Source organism: Algoriphagus resistens, from assembly GCF_001442615.1.
In the GTDB taxonomy this organism is placed as follows: Bacteria; Bacteroidota; Bacteroidia; order Cytophagales; family Cyclobacteriaceae; genus Algoriphagus; species Algoriphagus resistens.
The window spans coordinates 1-24,025 of record NZ_LMXN01000029.1 but is presented as its reverse complement, the minus strand read 5'-3'; the positions used below and the strand labels follow the sequence as shown (position 1 = coordinate 24,025).

Here is a 24,025-nt window from a genome sequence, read left to right as displayed (position 1 = left end):
CACGATAAGATCCACAACTCCAAGCTCTTATGGAAAGGGTTACCTCTTGTTTTATCCATCTACAAGTTGAACAGCTTTTGCTTGATGGGAACCATCGGTCGATTTTAACCAATGGCCTATCGTTCCAATTGGCTTTGTATCCAAGCATCGTGTAAAATGCACTCAACGGAACATCGCCCATTGCCTGGTACAGGCAATGGTTCTTCATTATATTCTTTACAGCAAGGTTTTCGACGCTGATTACATCGTGGTTTTTGATGGTTTCAGTTGATGTCTTGTGCAGCTAATCCTTTCTGATATTGGTTAGTTGCCCATGATCAGATATTTCCATGGCCAGAACCGTTGTTTTGACAAAAAAAACTTGCTTTTTATTGACAACCAACCTGCTGTCACTATCTGTCAATATATAATATGCCTGTTGTCAATCGAAATTCCAGATATGTAGATACCTTAAAATATGCCACATAAAAAAACTAAAATTCTTCTTGCTTTAACCTTAGAATACCGGCAGGATTCCATATTCATAGCAGTTAAAATGTCCTTTAATTCTTGTTACTAAGTATTGTAGAAATAGCTTGTTAGCCCAGTTAAATGCTGGTTTAAAAGCTATTTTTCAATCCATGGCAGGTAATGGAGGTTTTGAAATTGAAGCAATGGGAACCAGATGTAAACCCTATCCATTTTCTTATCCCTTACATTCCCTACCTAGCCGTACCACAAATGGTCTGTAGGTTAAAACAAGGATCCGTCAATTAGGATTAGTACATTCGGGTACGTTACATCGATAGTATCGGTACCGGAATTTACCATGGGGCGATGGGTTCTTTGTTTGTCCAATAGTTGAAGCATCACCGGAAACTAACCATCAATATATCCTTTACAAGGTCTGTTATCCTTGTGCCTTACATCCCATCCACGCTAAAGTGATGAAGGGGTTTTATGGCGCACAATAATAAATGAAAAAGAGTCCCGTATTTGCGGGACTCTTTTTCATTTTAGGAGATGTGAAGATTAAAGTTCTTTAATCTTCACATTTTTGAAGTAAACAAGATCGCCGTGATCTTGTAGCGCAATTCTGCCTTTCTTAAATGTGCCAAAGTTTGGCATGTCTTTAAATTTGCTATCAGCTACCAAAGCTTCCCATTCAGGAGTCCAAAGAGTAGTGCTTACCACGGTGGTTCCATTGAGAATAAGGTCAAGTTTCCCATTGTTGGCAATGATCTCAGCAGAGTTCCACTCCCCATAGGGTTTCACAGTCTCCTCACTGCTTACAATTAGATCATAGAGGTCTCCAGCTCTATGGCTGATGATTTTAGCGTCAGGATGGCCTTCATTGTCCAGTACCTGCATTTCTAAACCTGTATTATAAGTGTTCTCATATTCTGGAGCTTCGTGCACATAGAATATTAAACCGCTGTTGCCGTTTTGGGCGATCTTCCAATCGTACTTCAGGTGGAAGTTGTCGAATTCCTCGTTGGTAACGATGTCTCCTCCTTCTCCTGCCTGTCTGTCTATGTTCTCCACGTCAAGATAGACTTCGCCATTTTCAATTTTCCAGGCATTGCCTATTTCACCGCCACCGTATTTATGCCAGTTCGAGAAGCTGTTATTGGCAAAGAGATCCGTCCACTCTTCAGCCGGTGTTTCTACTACAGCCATTTCCTTGGTTTCAGTTTCGATTGCTTTTTCGCCAGAGCAAGAAGCAAGAAAACTTGCCAATGCTGCGACGATGATATAGTGTTTCTTCATCTTATTTTTTCAAAAGGAGTACGTAGCTTACCATATCCCTGGCATCTTCCATACTAAGGGTAGGATGCGGAGGCATTGGGATTTCACCCCATACCCCTACGCCGCCTTCGATTACCTTTTTGGCCAGCATGTCTATATTTTCTTCTGTATTCTCATATTTAGCAGCTACATCAGCGTACGAAGGACCAACAATTTTCCGCTCCACCATGTGGCATGAAGTGCAGTCAGAGGTTTTTAATTTGGCTAATCCTTTGATATAAATAGGATCATCTTGGTATTTTTCTTCCAGGCTGATTTCTTTCTCAGGTGCCGGCGCTTCCGCAGCTGGAGTTGTAGTAGTAGTTTCGGAGGTCTTTTCTCCTCCGCCACAGGCGAATGTAAATCCTGCCAGAGCTATTATGGCAAGGTTTAAAGGTTTTGTGATTTTCATTAAATTGGATATTAAAATTGAGTAATTAAATTCCTAAAATTCTTTTGTTGAATTCCTCATCGGCGCCCCGGCCGGCGAAGTCATCAAATGCTTTTTCGGTTACATTAATGATATGTGAGGCAATAAACGGAGCGCCTTCTGCAGCTCCTTGCTCAGGATGCTTAATAGCACATTCCCATTCTAAAACGGCCCAGCCATCATAATCGTACTGCGAAAGTTTGCTAAAAATTCCACTAAAGTCAACTTGCCCGTCTCCCAAAGATCTAAAGCGACCAGCCCGCTCAACCCATCCCTGATATCCGCCATAGACCCCTTGCTTTCCTGTTGGGTTGAATTCAGCATCTTTTACATGGAACATTTTGATTCTTTCATGGTAAAAATCAATGAATTGTAGGTAGTCCAAGCATTGCAGCACGAAGTGGCTTGGGTCATAAAGTATATTTGCCCGCTTGTGGTTATTCACTTTATCTAGAAACATTTCAAATGTCACTCCATCGTGCAAATCTTCGCCAGGATGAAGTTCATAGCAAACGTCAACACCGTATTTGTCAAATTCGTCGAGAATAGGTGTCCATCGTTTTGCTAGCTCAGTGAAGCCAGTTTCTACAAGACCTGCAGGCCGCTGCGGCCACGGATATACCGTATGCCACATCAATGCTCCTGAGAATGTTGCATGGGCTGTCAGTCCCATATTGTTGGAAGCCTTTGCCGCATATTTCAATTGCTGAACGGCCCATTCGGTTTTGCCCTGCAAGTTCCCTTTCAGGTTATCCGGAGCAAATCCATCAAATAGCTCATTGTATGCCGGGTGAACAGCGACTAATTGCCCTTGGAGGTGAGTGGAAAGTTCGGTGATCTCCAATCCTGCCTCCTTTACTGTTCCGATGATTTCATCTGCGTAAGTTTTGCTCTCTGCTGCTTTTTGCAAATCTATCATCCTGGCATCCCAAGAAGGGATCTGAACACCTGCATAGCCAAGATCGGCCATGTAGTCACAAATGTTCTTCAGGTTGTTGAAAGGTTCTTTGTCGTCAATAAATTGGGCGAGAAAGATCGCCGGGCCTTTAATTGTCTTCATTTTGCTTTGGTTAAAATATTAGGTTTAAGAATTTATTTTTCTACTTCAAAAGGAGTCCATTTGACATCAGACCCATTGCTTTTTAATACCAGATCTATGAAGGCCATTCCCCGGATACCATCTTCAATACCCGGATAATCTTCCCATTCGGGTTTAGGCGCTTCTCCGGCACGGTCTGCGTAAATACATCTGGCGAAATTCCTGTACAAATTGGCAAAAGCCTCAATATATCCTTCAGGATGGCCTGCAGGAGTTCGGATGTTTTCATTTGCCAACGACTCCAAATATCCTGCGCCGGCTCTCAGAATCTGATCCGGCGCATCCGGCCAACGGACGATTAGGGTATTGTTTAATTCCTGTTCCCACTCCAGGCCGCCTTTTTCTCCATACACACGAATGCTCAGATTACTTTCTGATCCTGTATCAGTTTGAGATGCCATAAGTACTCCTGATGCACCATTTTCGAATCTCATCAATACTATCCCATCATCATCAATTGGTCTTCCTTCTACTTTGATATATAAATCCGCGCAGATTGCCGCTACCTTTTCTCCGGACACATACTCTGCCAAATGGAATGCATGTGTGCCAATGTCCCCCATACATCCTGCCATGCCGTTTCTTTTAGGGTCAGTGCGCCATTCAGCTTGCTTGTTATTTTCAAATTCAAACAGTTTCCAGAGCCATCCCTGCGGATATGCTACATAGACTTTCCGCACTTTGCCGATTTGTCCTTCGGCGATCATTTGCTTGGCTTGTTTGATCATCGGATAGCCAGAGTAGGTATGGGTCAGCAAAAATCTTTTCTCCGAAGCATTGACTATATGATATAGTTCTTTCGCTTCTCTATAATTGAGTGTAAGTGGTTTGTCCAGCACTACATGAAATCCATTCTTGAGCGCTTTTGCTGCCGGGTCAAAATGTACATTATTAGGGGTGACGATAACCACTACGTCTATTCGCTCTGATTCGGGGAGTTTCAGTTCCCTGGCAAACATCTCGTCATAATCGGCATAAACTCTATCTGGATCCAGCATGAGCTCTTCGCCCCGCTGTTTTGATTTTTCGGGGTTTGAACTGAATGCCCCCGCCGCTAGCTCAAACATCCCGTCCATCCTGGCACCATTTAAATGAATAGCTCCAATGAATGAACCCGGACCGCCACCTATGAGTCCTATTTTTAATTTTTGTGAGGATGACATTTGGAAAAAGACGTTATATTCAGGATTTAAATGCTCGAAATAATTGATTCCAAACGGAAAAACCCTAGCTCTTCAAGTGAATTGATAGAATAAATGATTGATAGCTCCATCTTGGTATGGGTAGTTTATTCGGTTACTGAGAAGCCATTATTTCGGAAAATCGTTTGAACTGCCTAAAATACTTCAAATTGGCTAAACTTTAAACTTTGGATGATCCTTTAAAGCAAACACTACCTAAAATCTGATTATAACCCTATGGAAATCAATACCAAGCTCCGGTTATCCCTTATGATGTTTCTGGAGTTTTTTATCTGGAGCTCTTGGTTTGTGACTATGGGGACTTTTTTAGGCTCAAATCTTCTGGCAAATGATCAGGATATTTCCCTTGCTTTTTCTACTCAATCATTCGGAGCGATTATCGCACCATTCGTGGTTGGGTTGATTGCGGACCGCTACTTCCATGCCCAGAGAATACTGGGAATCATACATCTTATGGGCGCCGGATTGATGTATCTGCTTTACAATTCTGCTGATTTTTCCGGATTCTTCCCGCTACTTCTTATATATATGATCTTGTTCATGCCCACCCTTGCTTTGGTTAATTCCATTTCTTTTAATCAGATGAAGGATCCCGCAAAAGAATTTTCCAGGATCCGCGTGTGGGGGACCATAGGATGGATCACGGCCGGTTTATTAATTAGTTTTTTGTCCTGGGATAGTCAGGAAGGACTCAAGGAGGGCTTGTTGAGAAATACGTGGCTGATGGCAGCTATCAGTTCCTTGGCTTTGGGCTTGTTTAGCTTTACACTGCCGCATACTCCTCCCCAAGCCAGAAATGCGGGAGATTTCAGACTTTCCGAAGTGCTTGGATTGGACGCACTGGCATTATTAAAGCATAAGAATTATGCGGTTTTCTTTATTTCCTCGATTCTGATCTGCATCCCTCTTGCATTTTATTATCAAAATACCAGTCCTTTTCTCACAGAGATAGGCTTGGAGAATTCCACGGGAAAAATGGCAATGGGACAAGTATCAGAAGTGGTATTTATGCTGGCCCTGCCAATTTTCTTTTCCAGGTTTGGGATCAAAAAAACCTTGATGGTAGCGATGATAGCCTGGGCAGTCCGTTATGCTTTCTTCGCATTTGGAGATGCTGATGAAGGAGTCTGGATGTTGTTGATAGGCATTGCTTTACACGGAATTTGTTATGATTTTTTCTTTGTTAGTGGGCAGATCTATACTGATTCGCATGCCGGAGCGAAATACAAATCTTCAGCGCAGGGATTAATCACTTTGGCTACCTACGGCATAGGGATGCTGGTAGGCTTCTGGGCAGCGGGATTAATCTCAAAATATTATACAAACGAAGAGGGAATACACCTTTGGGAATCAATTTGGTTAATTCCTGCTGGTATTTCTGTATTGGTTTTGCTACTTTTCATGGCTCTTTTCAAGAAAGAGCAAATAAATTCACCTCAATAAAACCCCTCATGACCAAACCTATTGACACAGGAAGAAGAGAATCTTTCAAAAAAGTCTTGCTTGGCGGCGCTGCGTTCAGCACTCTTTCCTCATTCGAAATGAAAGCAGAAAAACCCTACGAATTAAAAGGAAACATTAACCATGGCGTGTGCCATTGGTGCTTCCGTGATTATAGTCTGGAAGATTTTTGCGTAGAAGCGAAGAAAATCGGGATCAAAGGAATTGACTTAATAGGTCCAGGTAATTGGCACATTCTGAAGAAACATGGACTCGATTCATCTATGTGTAACGGAGCTGAAATCAGCCTTACCGAAGGTTTTGGTGAAGTGAAATATCACGATCAACTAATAAAAAACTACACGGAAGTAATTCCAAAAGTAGCTGAGGCAGGTTATAAAAATCTGATTTGTTTCTCCGGTAATAGAAGAGGAATGGACGATGAGACAGGCTTGAAAAACTGCCAGATAGGACTGGAAAAAATCATTCCATTGGCCGAAAAACATGGGGTGATCATTCAGATGGAGTTGCTCAACAGCAGAGTAAACCACAAGGATTACTTATGTGATAAATCTGCTTTTGGTGTAGAACTATGCAAGCGATTGGGAAGTGAAAATTTCAAATTGCTTTACGACATCTATCATATGCAGATCGATGAAGGAGATCTAATTAGAAGTGTACAGGACAATCATCAGTATTTTGGTCATTACCATACAGCAGGCAATCCGGGTCGGAATGAGTTGGATGATACACAGGAGATTTATTATCCGGCCCTGATGAAAGCAATAGTAGCTACTGGTTATAAGGGCTACGTTTCTCATGAGTTTCTCCCAAAATCTGAAGATAAGATGGCTGCTTTGGCGCAGGGAGTCCAGATCTGTGATGTCTAAAAAGTAACGATTAATTAAAACCCATATTTATGGCAAATGAATCATATGACGCAATCGTAGTTGGGTCAGGAATAAGCGGCGGATGGGCTGCAAAAGAATTGACGGAAAAGGGACTGAAAGTATTGCTTTTGGAAAGAGGTCCGAATGTAGAGCATATCAAGGATTATAAGACCGCTACTTTACCGCCTTGGGAAATTCCGCACAGGGGAAGAGATACTCAGGAGATGATAGCCGCACATCCAAATCTCAAAAGAGATTATGTACTTGATGAACTTAATCTTGATTGGTGGGCACATGAAGATGAGTCTCCTTATGTAGAGGAAAAACCGTTTACATGGTTTCGTGGCTATCAGGTGGGAGGACGTTCTCTTCTTTGGGGCAGGCAATCCTACAGATGGTCCGATTTGGATTTTGAAGGAAATGTAAAAGAAGGAGTGGCTGTGGATTGGCCGATACGCTATAAGGACATTGCTCCTTGGTATTCTTATGTAGAGAAATTTGCCGGAGTATCTGGATCCAAAGACGGTTTGGACGTGCTTCCTGATGGAGAGTTTATGCCTCCTATGCCGATGAACTGTGTGGAAAAAGATGCAGCAGCAAAGATCAAAGAACATTATAAAGGAGCCAGGACTTGGACTATCGGTCGTCCGGCGAATATTACTGAGCCATTACCAGGTAGACCAGGCTGTCAATACAGAAGTAAATGTTCTCTAGGTTGCCCATTTGGAGGATATTTCAGTACCCAGGCTTCCACATTGCCAGCGGCCCAAGCCACAGGTAACCTGACGTTAAGACCTTGGTCAATTGTGAGAAGACTGATTTACGACAAGGACACAAAGAAGGCTACGGGTGTAGAAGTAGTGGATGGGCAGACCAACGAGACAATAGAATACGATGCAAAAATCGTATTCCTTTGTGCTTCAGCTTTTAACTCTACGGCTATTCTAATGCGTACTGCAACAGATGTTTGGCCTGGTGGGTTGGGAAGTAGCTCAGGAGAACTTGGACATAACGTCATGGATCACCATTTCCGCTTGGGAGCAAGTGGTACTATGGAAGGATATGATGACAAATACTACTTTGGCAGAAGACCGACAGGGCTTTATATTCCGAGATTCCAAAACGTCAATGGTGATAAGAGGGATTATCTTCGGGGATTTGGGTATCAGGGTGGAGCTAGCCGCAGTGGGTGGACACGTGATGTAGCCGAATTGAACTTCGGTGCACCGATGAAGGAAGCACTTACGCAACCCGGACCGTGGTCTATGGGGATTACGGCGTTTGGAGAAATACTTCCTTACCATGAGAATACGATCAAGCTAAGCGATACGGTGAAAGATAAGTGGGGAATGGAAGCACTGGTGATGGACGCTGAGATTAAGGAGAATGAAATCAAAATGCGTAAGGATATGATGGCTGATGCAGCAGAGATGCTGGAAGTGGCGGGATTCAAAAATATCAATCAGTACGATGCAGGATATACCTTCGGGCAAGGTATTCATGAAATGGGTACAGCAAGAATGGGACGTGACCCGAAAACATCTGTTTTGAATGGAAACAATCAGGTGTGGGAAGCGAAAAACGTATTTGTGACCGATGGGGCATGTATGACATCGGCAGCAGCGGTGAATCCTTCACTTACCTATATGGCTTTGACAGCAAGAGCAGCAGCCTTCGCCGTGGATGAATTGAAAAAGCAAAACCTCTAATCGTAAAAGACAAGACTATGACTATGAATAGAAGAGACGCTTTGAAGAGCGTCATCGTAATGATGGGGGGAACGATGATCGGCGCTACTGCGATCATGACGGGCTGTACCCCGGAAAACCAAATTGAAGGATTGGATTTTGATCCAGATGATATCGCTTTTTTAGACGAATTAGGAGATACTATTATCCCGGAGACAGATACACCTGGGGCCAAAGCCGTAGGAATTGGATCGTTTATGGTGATGATGGTCAAAGATACCTATGATGGGGATAGCCAAAAAGCATTTGTAGACGGATTGAACAAACTTAGAAAGGACTTCAAATCTGCTAATGGAAAAGATTTTGTAGGAGCTCCTGCAGAAGAAAGGCTGGCTTATCTAAATGGTATGTATGATGAGTTTAAGGCCAGTGGAAAAGATAGAAGCCCAGCGGTGATCAACATGCTTCGTGACTTGACTGTGCTGGGTTATTTCACTTCAGAAATTGGAGCGAGCCAAGCGCTAACGTTCGTAGAAACCCCCGGCAGATACGATCCGTGTATTCCATATAAAAAAGGAGATAAAGCTTACGCAATTTAAGAAAACCTAACCTAATATATAGCCTGCTTATTTCTGAAGTAGGCTAACGCAGTTGTATGAATAAAGATAGAAGAAAATTCCTCCAGATGGGGGCAATGCTGGGCGTAGGAGCAGCGCTTTACCCCTTAGGATTTGCAGAGGCCAAGGGCAGGATAGCCAAATTTGGCCTCCAACTTTACTCAGTGAAGGAAGAGATGGCAAAAGATGCTATCGGAACAATGCGCAAATTGGCAGGATTCGGATATAGGCAGTTTGAAGGATTTGATGGCGGCAAAGGAATTCTGTGGGGCATGCAGCCAACAGCGTGTAAAAGTTTGTTGAGTGAGATAGGAGTAGACTTTATTTCTTCCCACGCCAATGTATTCAAGGATCTTGATGTCCAGGCTGAACAAGCTGCTGAAGTAGGTATGAAATACCTCATCTGCCCTTACATAGGCGCCCAAAAATCGGTGGATGATTGGAAAAAAGTAGCTGATAGATTTAATGATGCTGGTGAAACACTAAAGTCGCATGGATTGAAATTTGCGTATCATAATCACGATTACACCTTTAAGGTGCTTGAGGGGCAACTTCCTCAGGATATTTTGATGGAAAATACAGATCCTGAATTAGTGGATTTTGAATTGGATATGTATTGGGCGTATGTAGCTGGGCACGATCCTCTAGCGTACATTGCCAAATTTCCGGACAGATTTAAGCTTTGCCATGTGAAGGATGCTGAAGCTGACGGTGGAAATGCGCACGACCGTGGAGTATTACTCGGGGCGGGTGAAATCCCTTATTCTGAAATAATCAAGAAATCCAAGAAATATGGAATGGAGTATTTTGTGGTTGAGCAAGAACGATTCGTTAATACTACACCTTTGGAAGCAGCAGCTAAGAACGCCGCTTATCTGAGCAAATTGAAGCTTTGAATTAAGAATAGGTAAACTTTTTTCTAAAGAGAAGCAAGTACAAGGCAATTCCTAAAATGATCAACAAGGCCACTTCAAATTGAGACCAAATCTGGGAGCGATTGATTATGATGTTGGCTTTGTTGATTAGTTTTTCACCTTCTTCCATCTGTATTTTACTCAAATTATCGAGATCTTGCTGCGCAGTACTGATTTTTTGGTCATATAACTGAACCTGTTTTTTATTTACGCCAGAGGAGTCTGAATAGAGTAGGTTATAATTTTTTATCTGAAGATCGTTTTCAATAATAGCCCTGAAATCAGTTAGGTATACAGACTCTTGCTCGGTGAGGTTTGTTTCTTCGAAATCATTCACGATTGCAATTATATTTTTTTCATGCTGAGCTATCTCAGTCACTACTTTGGAGTAGTCATAGTTGATATTACAGTGATCGACCAACTTTTGAATCTTGAAAAGATTCTCTGAAATTTTAAATATATATCCTTCCACTACCAGGCGGTCATTGTACACTTCAGCGAAGGTAGAACTTATGTTTTTGAAGGCCTGGCGCTCAGTTAAATTTTTACCGTACATCAGAAGCATCAAGGTGCCAATGATGATTAATGCAGATATTTTCCTTTTTCTAAAAGCGGGATTTTGCATGGATATATAGTTAGGGTCTATTTAATAATATTATTTTAGGTATAACTTTCCCTTTTCCCAAGGATAATTTGGAATAAACTTCCAGAATCGTTAATAAACACAATTTTGACATGGATATATTATGAATGATTCTCATTCTGTGGGATTTGTATCATATACTCTCACATAGTCCACTTCCATTCTTTGGGGCCAAATGTCAGTAGCAACTCCTTGCTGTCCACCCCATGCACCGCCTACGGCAATATTTACTATCAAATGAAAGGGTTGATCAAAGGGCCATTCCTTATAATCATTCTTTGTGTTTTCAAAAGTAAAATAGATAGTCCCGTCAATCAGAAAATCTATTTTTTCTTCGGTCCAGTGTATGGCGTAAATATGAAACCTCGTGTTGAAATCCTTAATTAGTTGAAAACCTCCTTGCTGCGTACCAATACTATGGTTGAATGCTTCGGTGTGAACTGTCCCATGGATTTTTCCAGGATCGTAACCCACATGCTCCATAATATCAATTTCACCGTTTTTGGGCCACCCTCCATGAATATTTGCCTCGGGAAGCATCCAGATCGCTGGCCAGGTCCCTCTGCCCTGGGGTAATTTTGCTTTGACTTCTATGTAGCCGTATTGCCATGAAGCTTTTTCTCTTGTAAGCAATCGTGCAGATGTATAGCCCTTGGGATATAAGCTGTCTGCATGCACTTCGATGATCAGTTTTCCATTTTCAATTCGGGCATTTTTAAGGTCATTTTGTGAATAATATTGCAGTTCTTCATTTCCCCAACCATGACCACCCACATCATAAATCCACTTTTTCGGATCAGGTAACCCTTCGGCTGAAAACTCATCTGACCAGATTAATCGAGCTTCTTGGGCCCTTATGCCTAGATTTAAGCAAAATGTCAAGAAGATGAGTAGCGTTGTTTTCATTTTGGGTTTTGTTTGGTATTCGCTTTGCAAATTACTAGATAATCAATTGTTAAACTTAAACCACAAGTATTATGTCAACCAACTTAAAATTAAAAGGAAACTGGAATATCCTAAAAGGGAAGCTCAAAGAAAAGTACGGGGAATTGACCGACGATGATTTAACTTATGTAGAAGGTAAAGAAGACCAGTTGCTGGGAAGAATCCAAAAACGAACTGGTGAAGCCGAAGACACACTAAAAAAAGAGTTCTTTGAGGAATATTAAGAAGAATAAATGAAAACGGCGAAAGCCGTTTTTTTATGCTGATTTCTCAAGTTGCTTGAGAAATCATTTTTCATGGATAATCTGAGTCCTTTTGATAGTTTGTTTAAATTTAAGCAAAGAAATAAACCCAAAAACAATGGCATACTATCACAGATTAGGAAGCATTCCTCCCAAAAGGCACACGCAATTCAGACAACCGGATGGAAGTCTTTACAAAGAAGAAGTAGTGAGTTCCAAAGGCTTTTCAGGCATATACTCCACTTTATACCATATCCATAATCCCAACGAAGTAAAATCCATTGGCAAACCGGAGCCTTATTCATGGAAACCGGCTTCGGGACACGGATTGAATCAAACGCACCTGAAAACTTCTGGTGTGGAATTCACCGGGGAGGATTACTTATCTGCGCGCAGAAATCTCATGATGAATTCTGATGTAATGATGGGGATTTGTTCACCTCGAAACCGTAAAATGAACTATTACTTTAAGAATGCAGATGGAGATGAATTGATCTATGTACATGATGGGGAGGGAGTCTTGTATTCTCAGTTTGGGAAGCTCGAAGTCCATAAGGGAGATTATCTTGTAATCCCGCGTACGACTATTTATCGCTTCGAATTTAATGATCAAGGGCCACTGAGATTATTGATTATTGAATCACCGGGAGCTATAGAAACTGTGAAGCGCTATAGAAATGAAGTGGGGCAACTGCTTGAGCACTCCCCTTATTGTGAGCGGGATATTCGTCCACCCCATGAGCTGCAGCTAGAAAAGGGAAAAGGCGATTACCTTGTACAGATCAAAAAGCAGGGTATGCTCTATCAGTATACCTATGGTCATAGCCCGCTGGATATCGTAGGATGGGATGGGTATTTGTATCCTTACGCACTTTCCATTTATGATTTCGAACCGATCACAGGTAGAATCCACCAACCACCGCCTGTACATCAGACGTTTCAGGCTTGGGGATTCGTTGTGTGCTCATTTGTTCCAAGGCTTTTTGATTATCACCCGCTTTCTATTCCTGCCCCATACAATCATTCCAATATTGATTCTGATGAAGTACTCTATTATGCAGAGGGAGAATTTATGAGTAGAAAAGGAATAGATAGAGGCTCGTTCACGCTTCATATGGGAGGTTTGCCACATGGACCACATCCGGGTACGGTGGAAAAGTCCATAGGAGCAAAGGCAACAGATGAATATGCAGTGATGCTGGATACCTTTAAATCACTCCAGCTTACGACGGATGCGCTTGAGTTTGTGGATGAAGACTATCCTATGAGTTGGACTGTCTAAGTCAGTTTGTTCATAGGTATTGAACCCCATAAAGCCCCGGTCTACAAATCGGGCTTTATGGGTTGAAGCAAATAGGTTTATTTTTTGTCAGTGATTTCCAATATAGGTTGACCGGTAGCGCCGTTTGGCAGCTTTATATCAAGCATCATGGAAAGTGTAGGAGCGATATCAGTGATGGTGGCATAGCGTGAGCTTTCTCCCGCGGGTACATTCCACCCATAAAAAAGAATTGGGACATTCGTGTCATAGGTATAGCCTGTCCCATGTGATGTTCCGGTGGCTCCGCCAGTCAGCCATCCTGGCTCCAGAACTGTGAGGATATCACCAGATGCTTTATGGTTGTAGCCCATCTGAAGTAACATAGGTCTGCCTTCTGTAAATTCTTTTGTGCGCATGGCAGTCCCTGTATAGACTTCCTTGATTCCATCAAATTTCAACAAAAACTGCGCAATCTCATTTTCGAAATCTTCTTGGTTTAGTTTTTTATTCTGAATCAATTCATGGTTAAGGAAAAGTTGTCCATTGGAGCTGTTTTTGATCCATTCTCCTTCTCCATAGTTAGAGGAAATGTAGTTCAAAAGTTCTATGCCCACTTCACTCGTACGAAGATTTCCGCCAGGTACATTCTCACTTACCATGTGCGTAGCGACTTCAGCGACGGCATGATCAGCGGAAAGAAATACCAAATATTGATCTTTACCGTACGTTTGGTCCAGATAATTAAGCAATCTTTCGATTTCCTTATCCAGACGAAGGTAGGTGTCTTCGATTTCTTTGGATTGAGGACCGAATCTATGTCCTACATAATCGGTAGACGAAAAGCTCAAGGCTAAGAAATCTGTTTCTTCTCCCATGCCCATTTTTTCACCTTTTAAAGCTGCCAGGGCAAAGTCCAGAGTCATAGTATTACCAAAAGGCGTGGAAGAAATTAATCCAAATTCTCCGTTAGTCTTTCTGAGTTCTTTCAGGTCATATGGGAAAGTTGGGGTTTCTTTACCTTTGAAAATCCCTTCGAATTCATTGTCATCAGCCATGCTGGCTTTATAGGAGTCTATAGGGTAAAGCGTGTTCCAGGTCTGAGACAGGTAGGTGTCTACTGATTTCTTAGCATTGAAATCATTTACCCACTTAGGTAACTCACTATAGTAGTACGAAGAAGTCATAAACTCCCCTGTATTACTGTCAAACCAATAGGCTTCGCCTAAGTGTCCAGCTGGTAAGCTGGCTCCTCTATCTTTGATCGCCACACCTATTACTTTCGAGCGTTTCTGGGTAGCGATTCGAAGTTCATCGGTAATCGTAGTAGTTAGCAAATTTCTTGGACTGATGAATCCATTTTCCGCAGACCCACCGATATGAGTAACTGTGGTATCCTCGGCGCAATAAATCATTTGATCAGTACTTTTTACATACCAGTCGTTTCCAATAATTCCGTGAGTGGCGGGCGTAGTTCCAGTGTAGACCGAAGCGTGACCAGGTCCGGTGTAGGTAGGGATATAATTATAATGCCCGTTCTTCATCATAAAGCCATCTTTCATCATCCGCTTAAATCCACCTTCGGAATACCTGTCGGCAAAGCGATACAAATATTCTTGTCGCATCTGATCGACTATGATGCCGACGACAAGCTTGGGCTTGTCGGCTTGCGATTGGGCAAGCATTGGTTCAGTGGCCAAAATAAAAAGCAAAAATACAATCCCTAATTTTCTCATGTTTTGATTTTTTTAAGGCCCAAAGATATGAATATGCCGCTATCCATGGATTAAGACTTTGTTAAATGGTCAAAAGCGTTGACATTACAATTCTTAATTCAAAATGACTCCTATGAAAAAGATAATTTGGACTTTGTTTGCAGTGGTATTTTCACTTACTGCTTTTGCACAATCCTACTTTAAAGATGGTCTTTCTTCAGAATGGCACCGCCAACGCAGGGATGAGTTGCGAAAACTGATGCCTTCCAATTCCGTGGCGGTATTTTTTAATAATCCTGTGAAAAACCGAACCAATGATGTCGATTATATTTATCATCCCAATACGGATTTTTTCTATTTGACCGGGTTTCGGGAGCCAAATGCGGTTCTGGTGATTTTCAGTGAAGTGCGGGAAGTTAATGATGAGTTGTCTGACGAACTGATTTTCGTACAGAACAGAGATCCGCGGGCTGAAATGTGGAATGGTAAGCGCTTAGGAGAAGAGGGGATGACAAGGGAGTTAGGATTTGAAAAGGCATTGCTCAATTCAGAATTTGCTGCTAAATCCGGTGTCAATCTTCAGGGTTTTGATAAGATTCTGACCTTCAGCCTTTCTGAGGCTATAGAAGAAAGCAGTGCAAATGCCCCATTGATCAAGATGGTGGAGGAGTTTAAAATTGCTACGGCTTATCCTGACAAACTCACTGAAGTGAGTGCTCAGGTATATAAAATGATTAAAAACTCAGATTTGGAAACTTCAGATCGTGTGGTTCAAATGCTGAAAAGATATGAGCGCCAATATCCTGATATGATGGAGGATCCATTGATCAGTTCGTTTATGAACGCAGAGTCGCCAGAAATGAGGATGTCCGCCAAAGATGAAATACCTGAGGGTAAGCTGGACATAACCTCTCTTTCCACTATGATGGCAGTACTTCGTGAGGTAAAGACACCTGAAGAAATTGTGTTGCTGAAGAAAGCTGTGAAAATATCTGCTGTGGGGCAGATAGAGGTGATGAAGGCAGCGAAAGTAGGAATGACAGAACGCGAGATCCAGGGTGTTCATGAGTTTATATTCAAGCGCTATGGGGCTGAGGAACTGGGTTATCCATCTATTGTAGGTGGGGGCAATAATGGCTGCATACTTCATTACATCGAGAATGATAAGCGGGACTTGAGTGATCGGCTACTATTGATGGATCTGGGTGCAGAATGGAGAGGTTATACCGCTGATGTGACTCGCACGATTCCTATTAATGGCAGGTTCAATGAGGAAGAAAAAGCCATATATGAGCTGGTGTATCAGGCTCAGGAAGCCGGTATAGCATTGTCTAGGCCGGGTGTTACTTTTGAGGAAATCGATGCGGCAGGCCGTAAAATTATTAACGATGGACTCGCAAAGCTCGGCATCATCAAAAAGGGAGAGAATCACATGTATTTCCCACATGGTACCAGCCACCACATTGGGCTTGACGTTCATGATAGGGGAACTCGTGATGCACTCAAAGAAGGGGTTGTTTTTACTATTGAACCGGGGATTTATATCCCGGAGGGATCAGATTGTGATCCAAAATGGTGGGGAATAGCAGTACGGATCGAAGATGATATTTTGGTTACTGCCGATGGAAATGTTAATCTTTCGGAGTATGCGCCCAGAACAGTTGCCGCTATTGAGGAAATGATGAAAGTGCCAAGTGTGCTTGAGGAATGGGTGCTTCCTGAGATCGACTAAGGGTGACAAGAATATGTGTTTTATTTCTCGCGGCTCCGCGAAAAATAAAAACCTTAACAAATAGAGTATTCCTAATCCTTTTTCTTTAGATCACCCCGCTTGATAGATCGAATAAACTGCCCCCAGGCAAATGGGTCAAGAAGTCTAAGCGTTCTAGGGCCATAGAGATCCTGGTTTTGAATGGCTTGTCCTTGTTGGAAATATTGGAAATTTTCATTTGCTGAGGCCGGCATTGATTCTGCCCAGCGCAGCAGCATCTCTGGACTCATGTTGGCACGGGAGATAGACATTGGATCGACAACATTCAGAGCAATTACCGCTTGTTTGAATTCTTCCTCGGTAGGATAAGGCATTACTTCTATTTCAGCCAGGGCTATTTCGTCCACTTTCATCGTTAGAATCAAGCTGATTTTATCGTTTTCAACGTTGTCGGGGACTTTAAAAGTCTGTTTTTTCAACCCGATAAAACTAAAAACCACAGAATCACCTTCAAGTACAGGCATGGAAAAGTAGCCAAAGCGCCCGGAACTGGTTCCCCTTCCTTTTCTAGGGACGTATATGTTCACGCCTGCCACGGCGTCGGTACTATCTGCATTAAGGATAATGCCGGAAAGTTGGATTACTTTTTTTTCTTGCACATCTTGAGCATTCACTTCAAGAGTTGAAAAAAATATTCCCAATAGGAAAACAAAGGTGGCGCTTAGCAGTAATGAATTCTTCACAAACAAGAGGACTTTATAGAACGACAGATTTTGTTATTTCTCATGCGATATTACCCTAATTTCGGGTGATTTTTTATTTTACCCTCATAATCTCCGTTAAATCTTACAAATGCGGCTAAAAAATATCAGTTTAAACTACGGTCTTAGAATCTTCAAGGCTCTTTCGGAGGAACCACGAGTGAGGATTTTCCATCTTCTGATGCTCAATAAGGAACTTTCGATTTCAGATATTGAGTTAATCCTTGATTTTAGTCAGACCAAGACAAGCAGGCATTTGGTTTATCTGAAAAATGCGGGACTATTAGGAAGTAAGCGGGTAGACCAATGGGTTTTCTATTACATTTTAGAAGAGTATATGGAAATTATTCAGCAGGTTCTGAAGTTTATTCAGAAGGATCCGAGTTTGATAAAAGACCAGGAAACTTATGAAATCCTTAAGTCCAACCGCGAACTTGCCATCAATAAAATTCAGAACAATCAGTACCGACGTTAATTTCCATTGAAAACTTACCAACACCTCTTCTTCGATCTGGATCACACACTTTGGGATTATGATCGAAATGTGCAAGAATCACTTTCCGAACTTTTTCTTTACTATAAACTTGAAGAACTCGGGATTTTATCATCACAGTCCTTTATAGAGTCCTTTTATGCGGTGAATTTCAAACTTTGGGAAGCCTATGATAAAGGTGAAATGCAGAAGGATGAACTCAGATCTTCTCGTTTTCCTAGAATATTTGAGCAGGCAGGCGTGTTGAATGCAGCGATACCCGAAGAATTTGAAGGAGATTTTATGCATAGAACTTCAAGTAAGCCACATCTTTTTCCCCATACCATAGAAATCCTCGAATACCTTAAGCCTAAGTACAAGCTGTATGTGATTACAAATGGGTTCGATGAAAGTCAGGCAAAGAAGATGAGTTCATCCGGGTTGAGTGGGTATTTCGAATTAGTCATTACCTCGGAGACAACAGGACATAAAAAGCCAGATCCTAGGATCTTTCATTATGCATTAGATCAAGCGGGAGCCTACAAAGAAAACAGTCTTATGATAGGAGATAGCCCTATTTCTGATATCCAAGGGGCACAGGGAGTGGGTATAGATCAAGTGTTTTTCAACCCGGTAGGTAAGCCCATTCATTTAAGACCTACTTATACAATTTCACATTTGAGAGAACTGGAAGATCTACTTTAGGGTTCTTTTATTTCAAATGCATCGGTCAATTAAACCTTCTGGTTATCTTTGGCAAACAGAAAATCATAACCCCAGATATCATGCTCAAAGGTTTTTTTAATGTACCAACTCCGGTGAATGAGCCGGTAAAAGCTTACGCTCCCGGAAGTCCCGAGAGGAAAGAATTGCAAAAAGCACTGGAAGACGCCAGATCCCAGCAGGTTGACATACCTATGTATATCGGTTCTGAAGAGGTGAGAACCGGTAATACGCATAAAGTGTCGCCTCCGCATGACCATCAGCATGTGCTGGGTCATTTCCATGAAGGGGATGCTTCTCACGTGGAGCAGGCGATTGATGCTGCACTGGGTGCCAAAGAAGCTTGGGAAAACTTAGCTTGGGAACAAAGAGCTGCGATTTTCTTAAAAGCTGCAGATCTATTGGCGGGCCCATATCGAGCCAAAATCAATGCGGCTACTATGCTTGGTCAGTCCAAGAACGCCATGCAGGCAGAAATCGATGCGGCATGTGAATTCATCGATTTCTTGCGTTTCAATGTACAATACATGACTGAAATCTATGCGCAGCAGCCTCCGGTTTCTGGAAATGGTGTTTGGAATAGATTGGAACAGCGTCCTCTCGAAGGATTTGTCTTTGCATTGACTCCATTTAATTTTACGGCGATTGCAGGTAATCTTCCGGCTTCTGCCGCGATGATGGGAAATACAGTAGTCTGGAAACCGGCCTATACTCAGATCTATTCTGCGAATGTGTTAATGCAGGTGTTCAAAGAAGCCGGCGTTCCTGCCGGGGTGATCAACTTGATTTATGTGGATGGACCTGTAGCTGGAGATATAATTTTCAAGCATCCCGACTTTGCAGGAATTCACTTTACAGGTTCTACGGGTGTATTCCAGCATATCTGGAAAACAATAGGAACTAACATCCACCAATACAAATCATATCCAAGAATTGTCGGTGAGACTGGTGGAAAAGATTTTGTGATTGCCCACAAATCCGCGATTCCAAAAGCGGTGGCAGTAGGACTTGCCCGTGGTGCTTTTGAATATCAAGGGCAGAAATGTTCAGCAGCATCACGCGCTTATATCCCTTCCAATATTTGGGCTGAGGTAAAAGAAAGCCTTTCCGCTGATTTGTCTACCATGAAAATGGGAGGTACGGAAGATTTCTCCAACTTCATTAATGCGGTGATCGATGAGAAATCTTTTGATAAAATTGCCAAATATATTGACAATGCGAAAGCAAATCCTGCTGTGGAAATCATAGCCGGTGGTAATTACGATAAGTCAAAAGGTTACTTCATCGAGCCAACTGTGATCGTAACCCAGGACCCAATGTACGTCACTATGTGTGAAGAGATCTTCGGTCCGGTTTTGACTATCTATGTGTATGATTCAGAGCGGTTCGAGGAGGCGTTGGAACTGGTTGATCAGACATCTCCCTATGCCTTGACAGGTGCAATTTTCTCTCAGGATCGCTATGCAATCGAATTGGCTACTATCAAATTGAGAAACGCTGCAGGCAATTTCTACATTAATGATAAACCCACTGGTGCGGTTGTGGGTCAGCAGCCATTTGGAGGAGCCAGGGCTTCCGGGACAAATGATAAAGCCGGTTCTATGATCAACCTGCTTCGTTGGGTGTCTCCACGTACACTTAAAGAGACTTTTGTTTCACCAGAAGATTATAGGTATCCTTTCTTAGGGAATGACTGAGGAATTTCTAAGAAATTCCATACAAAAAAAGCCTCGAAACTAAATTCGAGGCTTTTTTTGGATTAGCATTATGCCGCAGAGTATATCTTTAACTAAATAGAAATTGCCGCAATCACCTGCGCCAGCCAACGAATTACATTGGAGTGGGAAATCAGGATAAAGACAAATTTGCATGTTACGGCTCTACTAGGAGGTGCTATTTTGCAAAATAAAATCCTTGTAGGAAATGATAATTTCTTAGTTAATTTCTTTTAACTCCGTTCTTTTTTGCTCAATCTCTTTTTCCAAAATAGCATTGATGTCGGTTTTGTTTCCCAGAAGCAAATGGATGATTGTACCATATTCTCTGGCGTTTGGATCGGAGATGATTCCTATTTCTTCTGATTTTTCAAAAAATGAAATTTCCCGTTCTGTTATACCGTCCACTCTTTCTCTCACTAAAATTATGTTTTTTATTTGCCTGCTAAGGTCAATCCAATTGACATAGTCTGCATTTAAAGTAATGGCTTGCAAGCCCACGGTCTTGGTGTAAAAGTTAATCGCACCGGCTTGCCCGTAGTTGTCGCAGATGATAACTGTATATTCTCCACCAGGAGCTTTTGAATAAGCAAGATCTACTTTTTCAGCCAGCTCTTTCCAGCCTAACATATCAGCAAAATCCTGGGGCAAGTCATGGATCTCACCATCTTCCCAGCGATTTTCCATCAGATCAGGATGACGATTTTTGACTCTCTTGAGGTAATCAGGATTTCCAATTGGAAATGTCATCGGTGCAGCGAAGATAAATAAGCCCACGGGGATGATCATTGCTACAGGTTTTAGGTACCTTCCCCAGCTTTTGGACAGTAAATGTGAAAGATAGATTGCTCCAAATGCAAAGTGAATAGGGTAGAGGCCGATAGCATAATAGCCCTTTGCCCGAAAATAAGTAAAAATAGATAGTGTAAAGACTGTTGCCCAGATGAAAACCTGATACTTGCGAAAAGCAGGGTGAGTGAAATAAGAAATAGCTGCAAGAATCAGCACGAAAACTGATCCAAAAAAGAAGAAGAATTGCTCTGTGATAAAATCAATTCGATTCACATGCACAAGCTGATATTTGCTCAGCATGTGCATATGCCAGACAACTGGAAAATCGTTTTGTACCTGCCATAGCAAGTTAGGTAAAGCAATCAAAAAGGATAATCCAAAGGCAGCATATAGATGTGGGTTTTTGAAAACCTTCCGCTCAGAAGTGATTAGGAGCGCAGGTACTAAACCCAGAAGCTGAAATGCAATATTGTATTTGTTTAGAATACCAAGCCCCAGCCCGGCGCCCAACCAATACAACCATTTATTTCTGCCGGTTTGGATATAGCAGAGCAAGGAATAGAAAACAAATGTCCATGCCAAAATGTCAAATGAATTAGGCTGGAAAAGGATATTTAATCTTGCCAAAGCCGAAAATATCAGGCATATGGAAGCTAGTGATTGCGCATATAAACTACCGCCCAGTCTTTCTATCGCCTTCCAAACAAGCGCAATGGTCAGTGCCCCGAATAGTGCAGGAAAGAATTTAACCCAGAACTCAGACTTGCCAAGCAGGTAAATAAGGTACGAAAACCAAGAAGTCATGGGGGGTACCGAAATGTACCCCCAAGCCAGATGATGTGCCTGATCGAGATGAAGGTATTCATCCCGGTGCAGATCGTAACTGGAGTCTATCAGAAAGTACTGAAGGATAAATTTGAGAAGGATGAAGCCGAGTAAAAATATATTTCGCTGGTTCATATAGATTTTTAAAAATGTGGTAGGGTGTGAAATGTATTATTCTTTTACAGTCTGTAGCTTATCAGCCATTCATATTTTTTAATAACCTGTTTACAATTCGGGTTCAGGAAAGCAAACAGGGCCATTCAAGAATAGGTTTTGATGAAGTTTATTTTCATCTGTTTATAAGTTAAATTTCTTAGTTCATTTAGAACGGTAGTCGAGAGGCTTTCGACAAGTAATAATCATCCCCCTGTGTGTCGTCCGCCCGTCATGGGTATTTCATATGATTATAATTTGTCTTTTAAGGGCCATATGGAATCTCGCATGCATTATAATCATCCCAGTGTGTGACTCTTGAGTCATGCTCGATTTCATCTGTTTATAATTGTTTTAAGATGGTCAGATGGAATCTTTGACGATTAAAATAATCATTGCCCTGTGTGTTTTAATGATGATTTTAATCGTGTCGATTTCATAGAGTGAATTGGTATCAAAGGTAGAGGTGCTTTATTCTAAACTGCTTACCACAGGCTGAAGAATGAAAATAAGGTTAAAAAGATAGCTTATGCCAGCGTAAAAAAATACTAATGCTCGATTTAAAAATGAAATTATTTTTTTTTGTCCCTAAGGCTTGGCAGATTCTATCAGCGGATCAAAAGTATGGTAGGCATTAATAGGTGATACCACTATTAATAAAGTAATTCCCTTGAGCGTTCTGCCTAATATATTAATTTTAATGTTGGTGCTTCTGGGCTTCTTCTCGGATTTTTTTATTTAAAGCTCCATGAGCTCTTTCTTCATGTTAATTCCATACTGCTAAAATGATTAGTTTGAGCAATTGATCTACCTGATTAGATAAATAGTCTCCAAAATTGAGCTCAAGCTCAGAAAATACACCCGATTCGAATACAGTTATTGTGGTCTCTAAGAGCTGAATTTGGAATAATTTGATAGAATTTAAACAATTGTAACTTTTTAATATTTATAGAATTTTTCTGTTACTGAAAAAAAATCAAACTTTTTGATAAATTTTTTTCAGCCTCCAATTTGGGTGATTTGCATAAAATCTAATTCAAAATTCACTTATCAATATGCTGAATGGATTTGATCTATTTTCTTCTTTTTCACTAAATCTTCTTTAATCATTCATCATTTTGCAAATATAAATAAATAGCACTTATTGGAGGAATTATGAAGAATAACGAAATAACATTTTGTTCATTTTAGAAACAAAAAATATTATTTCAAAATATAAAATCGGATTTTCTATCCTTTTTCGACAATTAACTAGCAACAAAATGAAAGTACCTCTGGGAATTCACTTAAGAGAATTGATATTAATTATATTTTTCTTTTTTATATTTCTTGAGGGTCATTCAAAATTAGTGTCGGAGTCTTATTACGATAATGTACATGGATTGGGATGGAATAATCCAAGTATTTCGGTAGCTGCTGTAAACCCCACTCATGATTTTGAAAAAATCAGTAGTATAAATGTATTCCCTAACAGAAAGAACAGCAATGCGTTATACCCAATTACTACTCAAAGAAAAACTAGCATAGCGGGAAAAAAAAGGAATAACATTCTTATTACTGAAGTTAAAAGATTAGAACTCCTTACAGATAGTCTTGAGTCGGAAGGTGGAAAGTTAGTTCAGATTTTTGCTGAACCGGAAATTGGATATCTATTTAACCATTGGACGTTAAATGGAGAATTTTTGAGCTCAGCAGTTGAGTATGAGTTTCAAATGCCATTTGAAGATACCTATATTATTGGTCATTTTGATAAGATTGAACCTGCAACGATTAATGTTATCTCACCTATGGTGAATTCAAGTTTTTCGGAGGGGGAAAAAATTGATTTGTCTGCAGATGTGAAGAGTGATAAAGGTGAAATTTCAAAAGTTGATTTTTTTGTCGATGGAAGCCTTTTAGCTTCATTTACTAATTCACCATATGAATTTACTTGGGAAAATGCTACCCCTGGTGAGCACCAAATTGTCGTTAAAGCTGTAGATAATAGTGGTCAGATTTCTGCTTCCAACCCTAGAAAGTTTTT

At 41.2% G+C, this 24,025-nt stretch carries 22 protein-coding genes; 12 read left to right on the top strand and 10 right to left on the bottom strand.

Annotation, left to right across the window (positions count from 1 at the left end; all coding sequences use genetic code 11):
• The 5 genes from AS141_RS26385 to AS141_RS25450 all read right to left on the bottom strand — a co-directional run.
• On the bottom strand, positions 1–208 hold a 208-nt coding region (locus tag AS141_RS26385), incomplete at its 3' end, for a zinc ribbon domain-containing protein (protein ID WP_157243596.1).
• A gap of 803 nt (positions 209–1,011) precedes the next feature.
• Positions 1,012–1,749, bottom strand: coding sequence for a 3-keto-disaccharide hydrolase (locus AS141_RS25465; RefSeq protein WP_057940543.1), 738 nt, complete (start codon positions 1,747–1,749; stop codon positions 1,012–1,014).
• A 1-nt stretch (position 1,750) separates the two neighbouring features.
• Positions 1,751–2,179, bottom strand: a complete 429-nt coding sequence (locus tag AS141_RS25460; protein ID WP_057940542.1) for a c-type cytochrome — start codon at positions 2,177–2,179, stop codon at positions 1,751–1,753.
• 25 nt (positions 2,180–2,204) lie between these two features.
• A complete protein-coding gene (locus AS141_RS25455) occupies positions 2,205–3,257 on the bottom strand; it encodes a sugar phosphate isomerase/epimerase family protein (RefSeq protein WP_057940541.1) in 1,053 nt (350 codons plus the stop codon).
• Positions 3,258–3,289: 32 nt separating this feature from the next.
• Positions 3,290–4,459, bottom strand: coding sequence for a Gfo/Idh/MocA family protein (locus AS141_RS25450; RefSeq protein ID WP_057940540.1), 1,170 nt, complete (start codon positions 4,457–4,459; stop codon positions 3,290–3,292).
• Between the two features lie 255 nt (positions 4,460–4,714).
• Here AS141_RS25450 and AS141_RS25445 point away from each other — a divergent pair, with 255 nt between their 5' ends.
• Genes AS141_RS25445 through AS141_RS25425 form a run of 5 tightly spaced genes read left to right on the top strand, consistent with a single transcriptional unit; the run spans position 4,715 to position 10,029 of the window.
• Complete coding sequence (locus tag AS141_RS25445; RefSeq protein WP_057940539.1) at positions 4,715–5,941, top strand: nucleoside permease; 1,227 nt, start codon at positions 4,715–4,717, stop codon at positions 5,939–5,941.
• An 8-nt stretch (positions 5,942–5,949) separates the two neighbouring features.
• Entirely contained in the window at positions 5,950–6,828 is an 879-nt protein-coding gene (locus AS141_RS25440; protein WP_057940538.1) for a hydroxypyruvate isomerase family protein, read from the top strand.
• A 29-nt stretch (positions 6,829–6,857) separates the two neighbouring features.
• Positions 6,858–8,537: a GMC oxidoreductase gene (locus AS141_RS25435; protein WP_057940537.1), complete on the top strand. Its 1,680-nt coding sequence runs from the start codon at positions 6,858–6,860 to the stop codon at positions 8,535–8,537.
• 17 nt (positions 8,538–8,554) lie between these two features.
• On the top strand, positions 8,555–9,115 hold the full coding sequence (locus AS141_RS25430; RefSeq protein ID WP_057940536.1) for a gluconate 2-dehydrogenase subunit 3 family protein: 561 nt from the start codon (positions 8,555–8,557) through the stop codon (positions 9,113–9,115).
• A gap of 56 nt (positions 9,116–9,171) precedes the next feature.
• A complete protein-coding gene (locus tag AS141_RS25425) occupies positions 9,172–10,029 on the top strand; it encodes a sugar phosphate isomerase/epimerase family protein (protein WP_057940535.1) in 858 nt (285 codons plus the stop codon).
• Between the two features lies 1 nt (position 10,030).
• Here AS141_RS25425 and AS141_RS25420 read toward each other — a convergent pair whose 3' ends face one another.
• Together AS141_RS25420 and AS141_RS25415 are read right to left on the bottom strand one after the other, a co-directional pair.
• Positions 10,031–10,672, bottom strand: a complete 642-nt coding sequence (locus AS141_RS25420) for an MCP four helix bundle domain-containing protein (protein ID WP_082632437.1) — start codon at positions 10,670–10,672, stop codon at positions 10,031–10,033.
• 132 nt (positions 10,673–10,804) lie between these two features.
• Positions 10,805–11,596, bottom strand: a complete 792-nt coding sequence (locus AS141_RS25415) for a glycoside hydrolase family 16 protein (RefSeq protein ID WP_057940534.1) — start codon at positions 11,594–11,596, stop codon at positions 10,805–10,807.
• Between the two features lie 71 nt (positions 11,597–11,667).
• On the opposite strand from AS141_RS25415, the gene AS141_RS25410 reads away from it, so the two are divergent.
• Both AS141_RS25410 and AS141_RS25405 read left to right on the top strand, forming a co-directional pair.
• Complete coding sequence (locus AS141_RS25410) at positions 11,668–11,859, top strand: CsbD family protein (RefSeq protein WP_057940533.1); 192 nt, start codon at positions 11,668–11,670, stop codon at positions 11,857–11,859.
• Positions 11,860–11,995: 136 nt separating this feature from the next.
• The gene (locus AS141_RS25405) at positions 11,996–13,159 is read left to right on the top strand and encodes a homogentisate 1,2-dioxygenase (protein WP_057940532.1); all 1,164 of its coding nucleotides are present in this window, start codon (positions 11,996–11,998) and stop codon (positions 13,157–13,159) included.
• 77 nt (positions 13,160–13,236) lie between these two features.
• On the opposite strand, the gene pafA is transcribed toward AS141_RS25405, so the two are convergent.
• Positions 13,237–14,871: an alkaline phosphatase PafA gene (pafA, locus tag AS141_RS25400; RefSeq protein ID WP_057940531.1), complete on the bottom strand. Its 1,635-nt coding sequence runs from the start codon at positions 14,869–14,871 to the stop codon at positions 13,237–13,239.
• Between the two features lie 112 nt (positions 14,872–14,983).
• Here pafA and AS141_RS25395 point away from each other — a divergent pair, with 112 nt between their 5' ends.
• The gene (locus tag AS141_RS25395) at positions 14,984–16,582 is read left to right on the top strand and encodes an aminopeptidase P family protein (protein ID WP_087149467.1); all 1,599 of its coding nucleotides are present in this window, start codon (positions 14,984–14,986) and stop codon (positions 16,580–16,582) included.
• A 71-nt stretch (positions 16,583–16,653) separates the two neighbouring features.
• Here AS141_RS25395 and AS141_RS25390 read toward each other — a convergent pair whose 3' ends face one another.
• Positions 16,654–17,289, bottom strand: a complete 636-nt coding sequence (locus AS141_RS25390) for a carboxypeptidase-like regulatory domain-containing protein (RefSeq protein WP_394331091.1) — start codon at positions 17,287–17,289, stop codon at positions 16,654–16,656.
• A 124-nt stretch (positions 17,290–17,413) separates the two neighbouring features.
• Here AS141_RS25390 and AS141_RS25385 point away from each other — a divergent pair, with 124 nt between their 5' ends.
• The 3 genes from AS141_RS25385 (at position 17,414) to pruA (ending at position 20,214) form a co-directional block, all read left to right on the top strand.
• Positions 17,414–17,797 carry an ArsR/SmtB family transcription factor gene (locus AS141_RS25385; RefSeq protein WP_057940528.1) on the top strand — a complete coding sequence of 128 codons (384 nt, stop codon included), beginning with the start codon at positions 17,414–17,416 and terminating at the stop codon, positions 17,795–17,797.
• Positions 17,798–17,803: 6 nt separating this feature from the next.
• Positions 17,804–18,499 carry a YjjG family noncanonical pyrimidine nucleotidase gene (locus AS141_RS25380; protein WP_057940527.1) on the top strand — a complete coding sequence of 232 codons (696 nt, stop codon included), beginning with the start codon at positions 17,804–17,806 and terminating at the stop codon, positions 18,497–18,499.
• Between the two features lie 80 nt (positions 18,500–18,579).
• Entirely contained in the window at positions 18,580–20,214 is a 1,635-nt protein-coding gene (gene pruA, locus AS141_RS25375) for an L-glutamate gamma-semialdehyde dehydrogenase (RefSeq protein WP_057940526.1), read from the top strand.
• Positions 20,215–20,451: 237 nt separating this feature from the next.
• Here pruA and AS141_RS25370 read toward each other — a convergent pair whose 3' ends face one another.
• Positions 20,452–22,017, bottom strand: coding sequence for a glycosyltransferase family 39 protein (locus AS141_RS25370; protein WP_394331090.1), 1,566 nt, complete (start codon positions 22,015–22,017; stop codon positions 20,452–20,454).
• 1,247 nt (positions 22,018–23,264) lie between these two features.
• Between AS141_RS25370 and AS141_RS25365 the strand changes: the two genes are divergently transcribed.
• On the top strand, positions 23,265–24,025 hold a 761-nt coding region (locus AS141_RS25365), incomplete at its 3' end, for an Ig-like domain-containing protein (protein WP_198293625.1).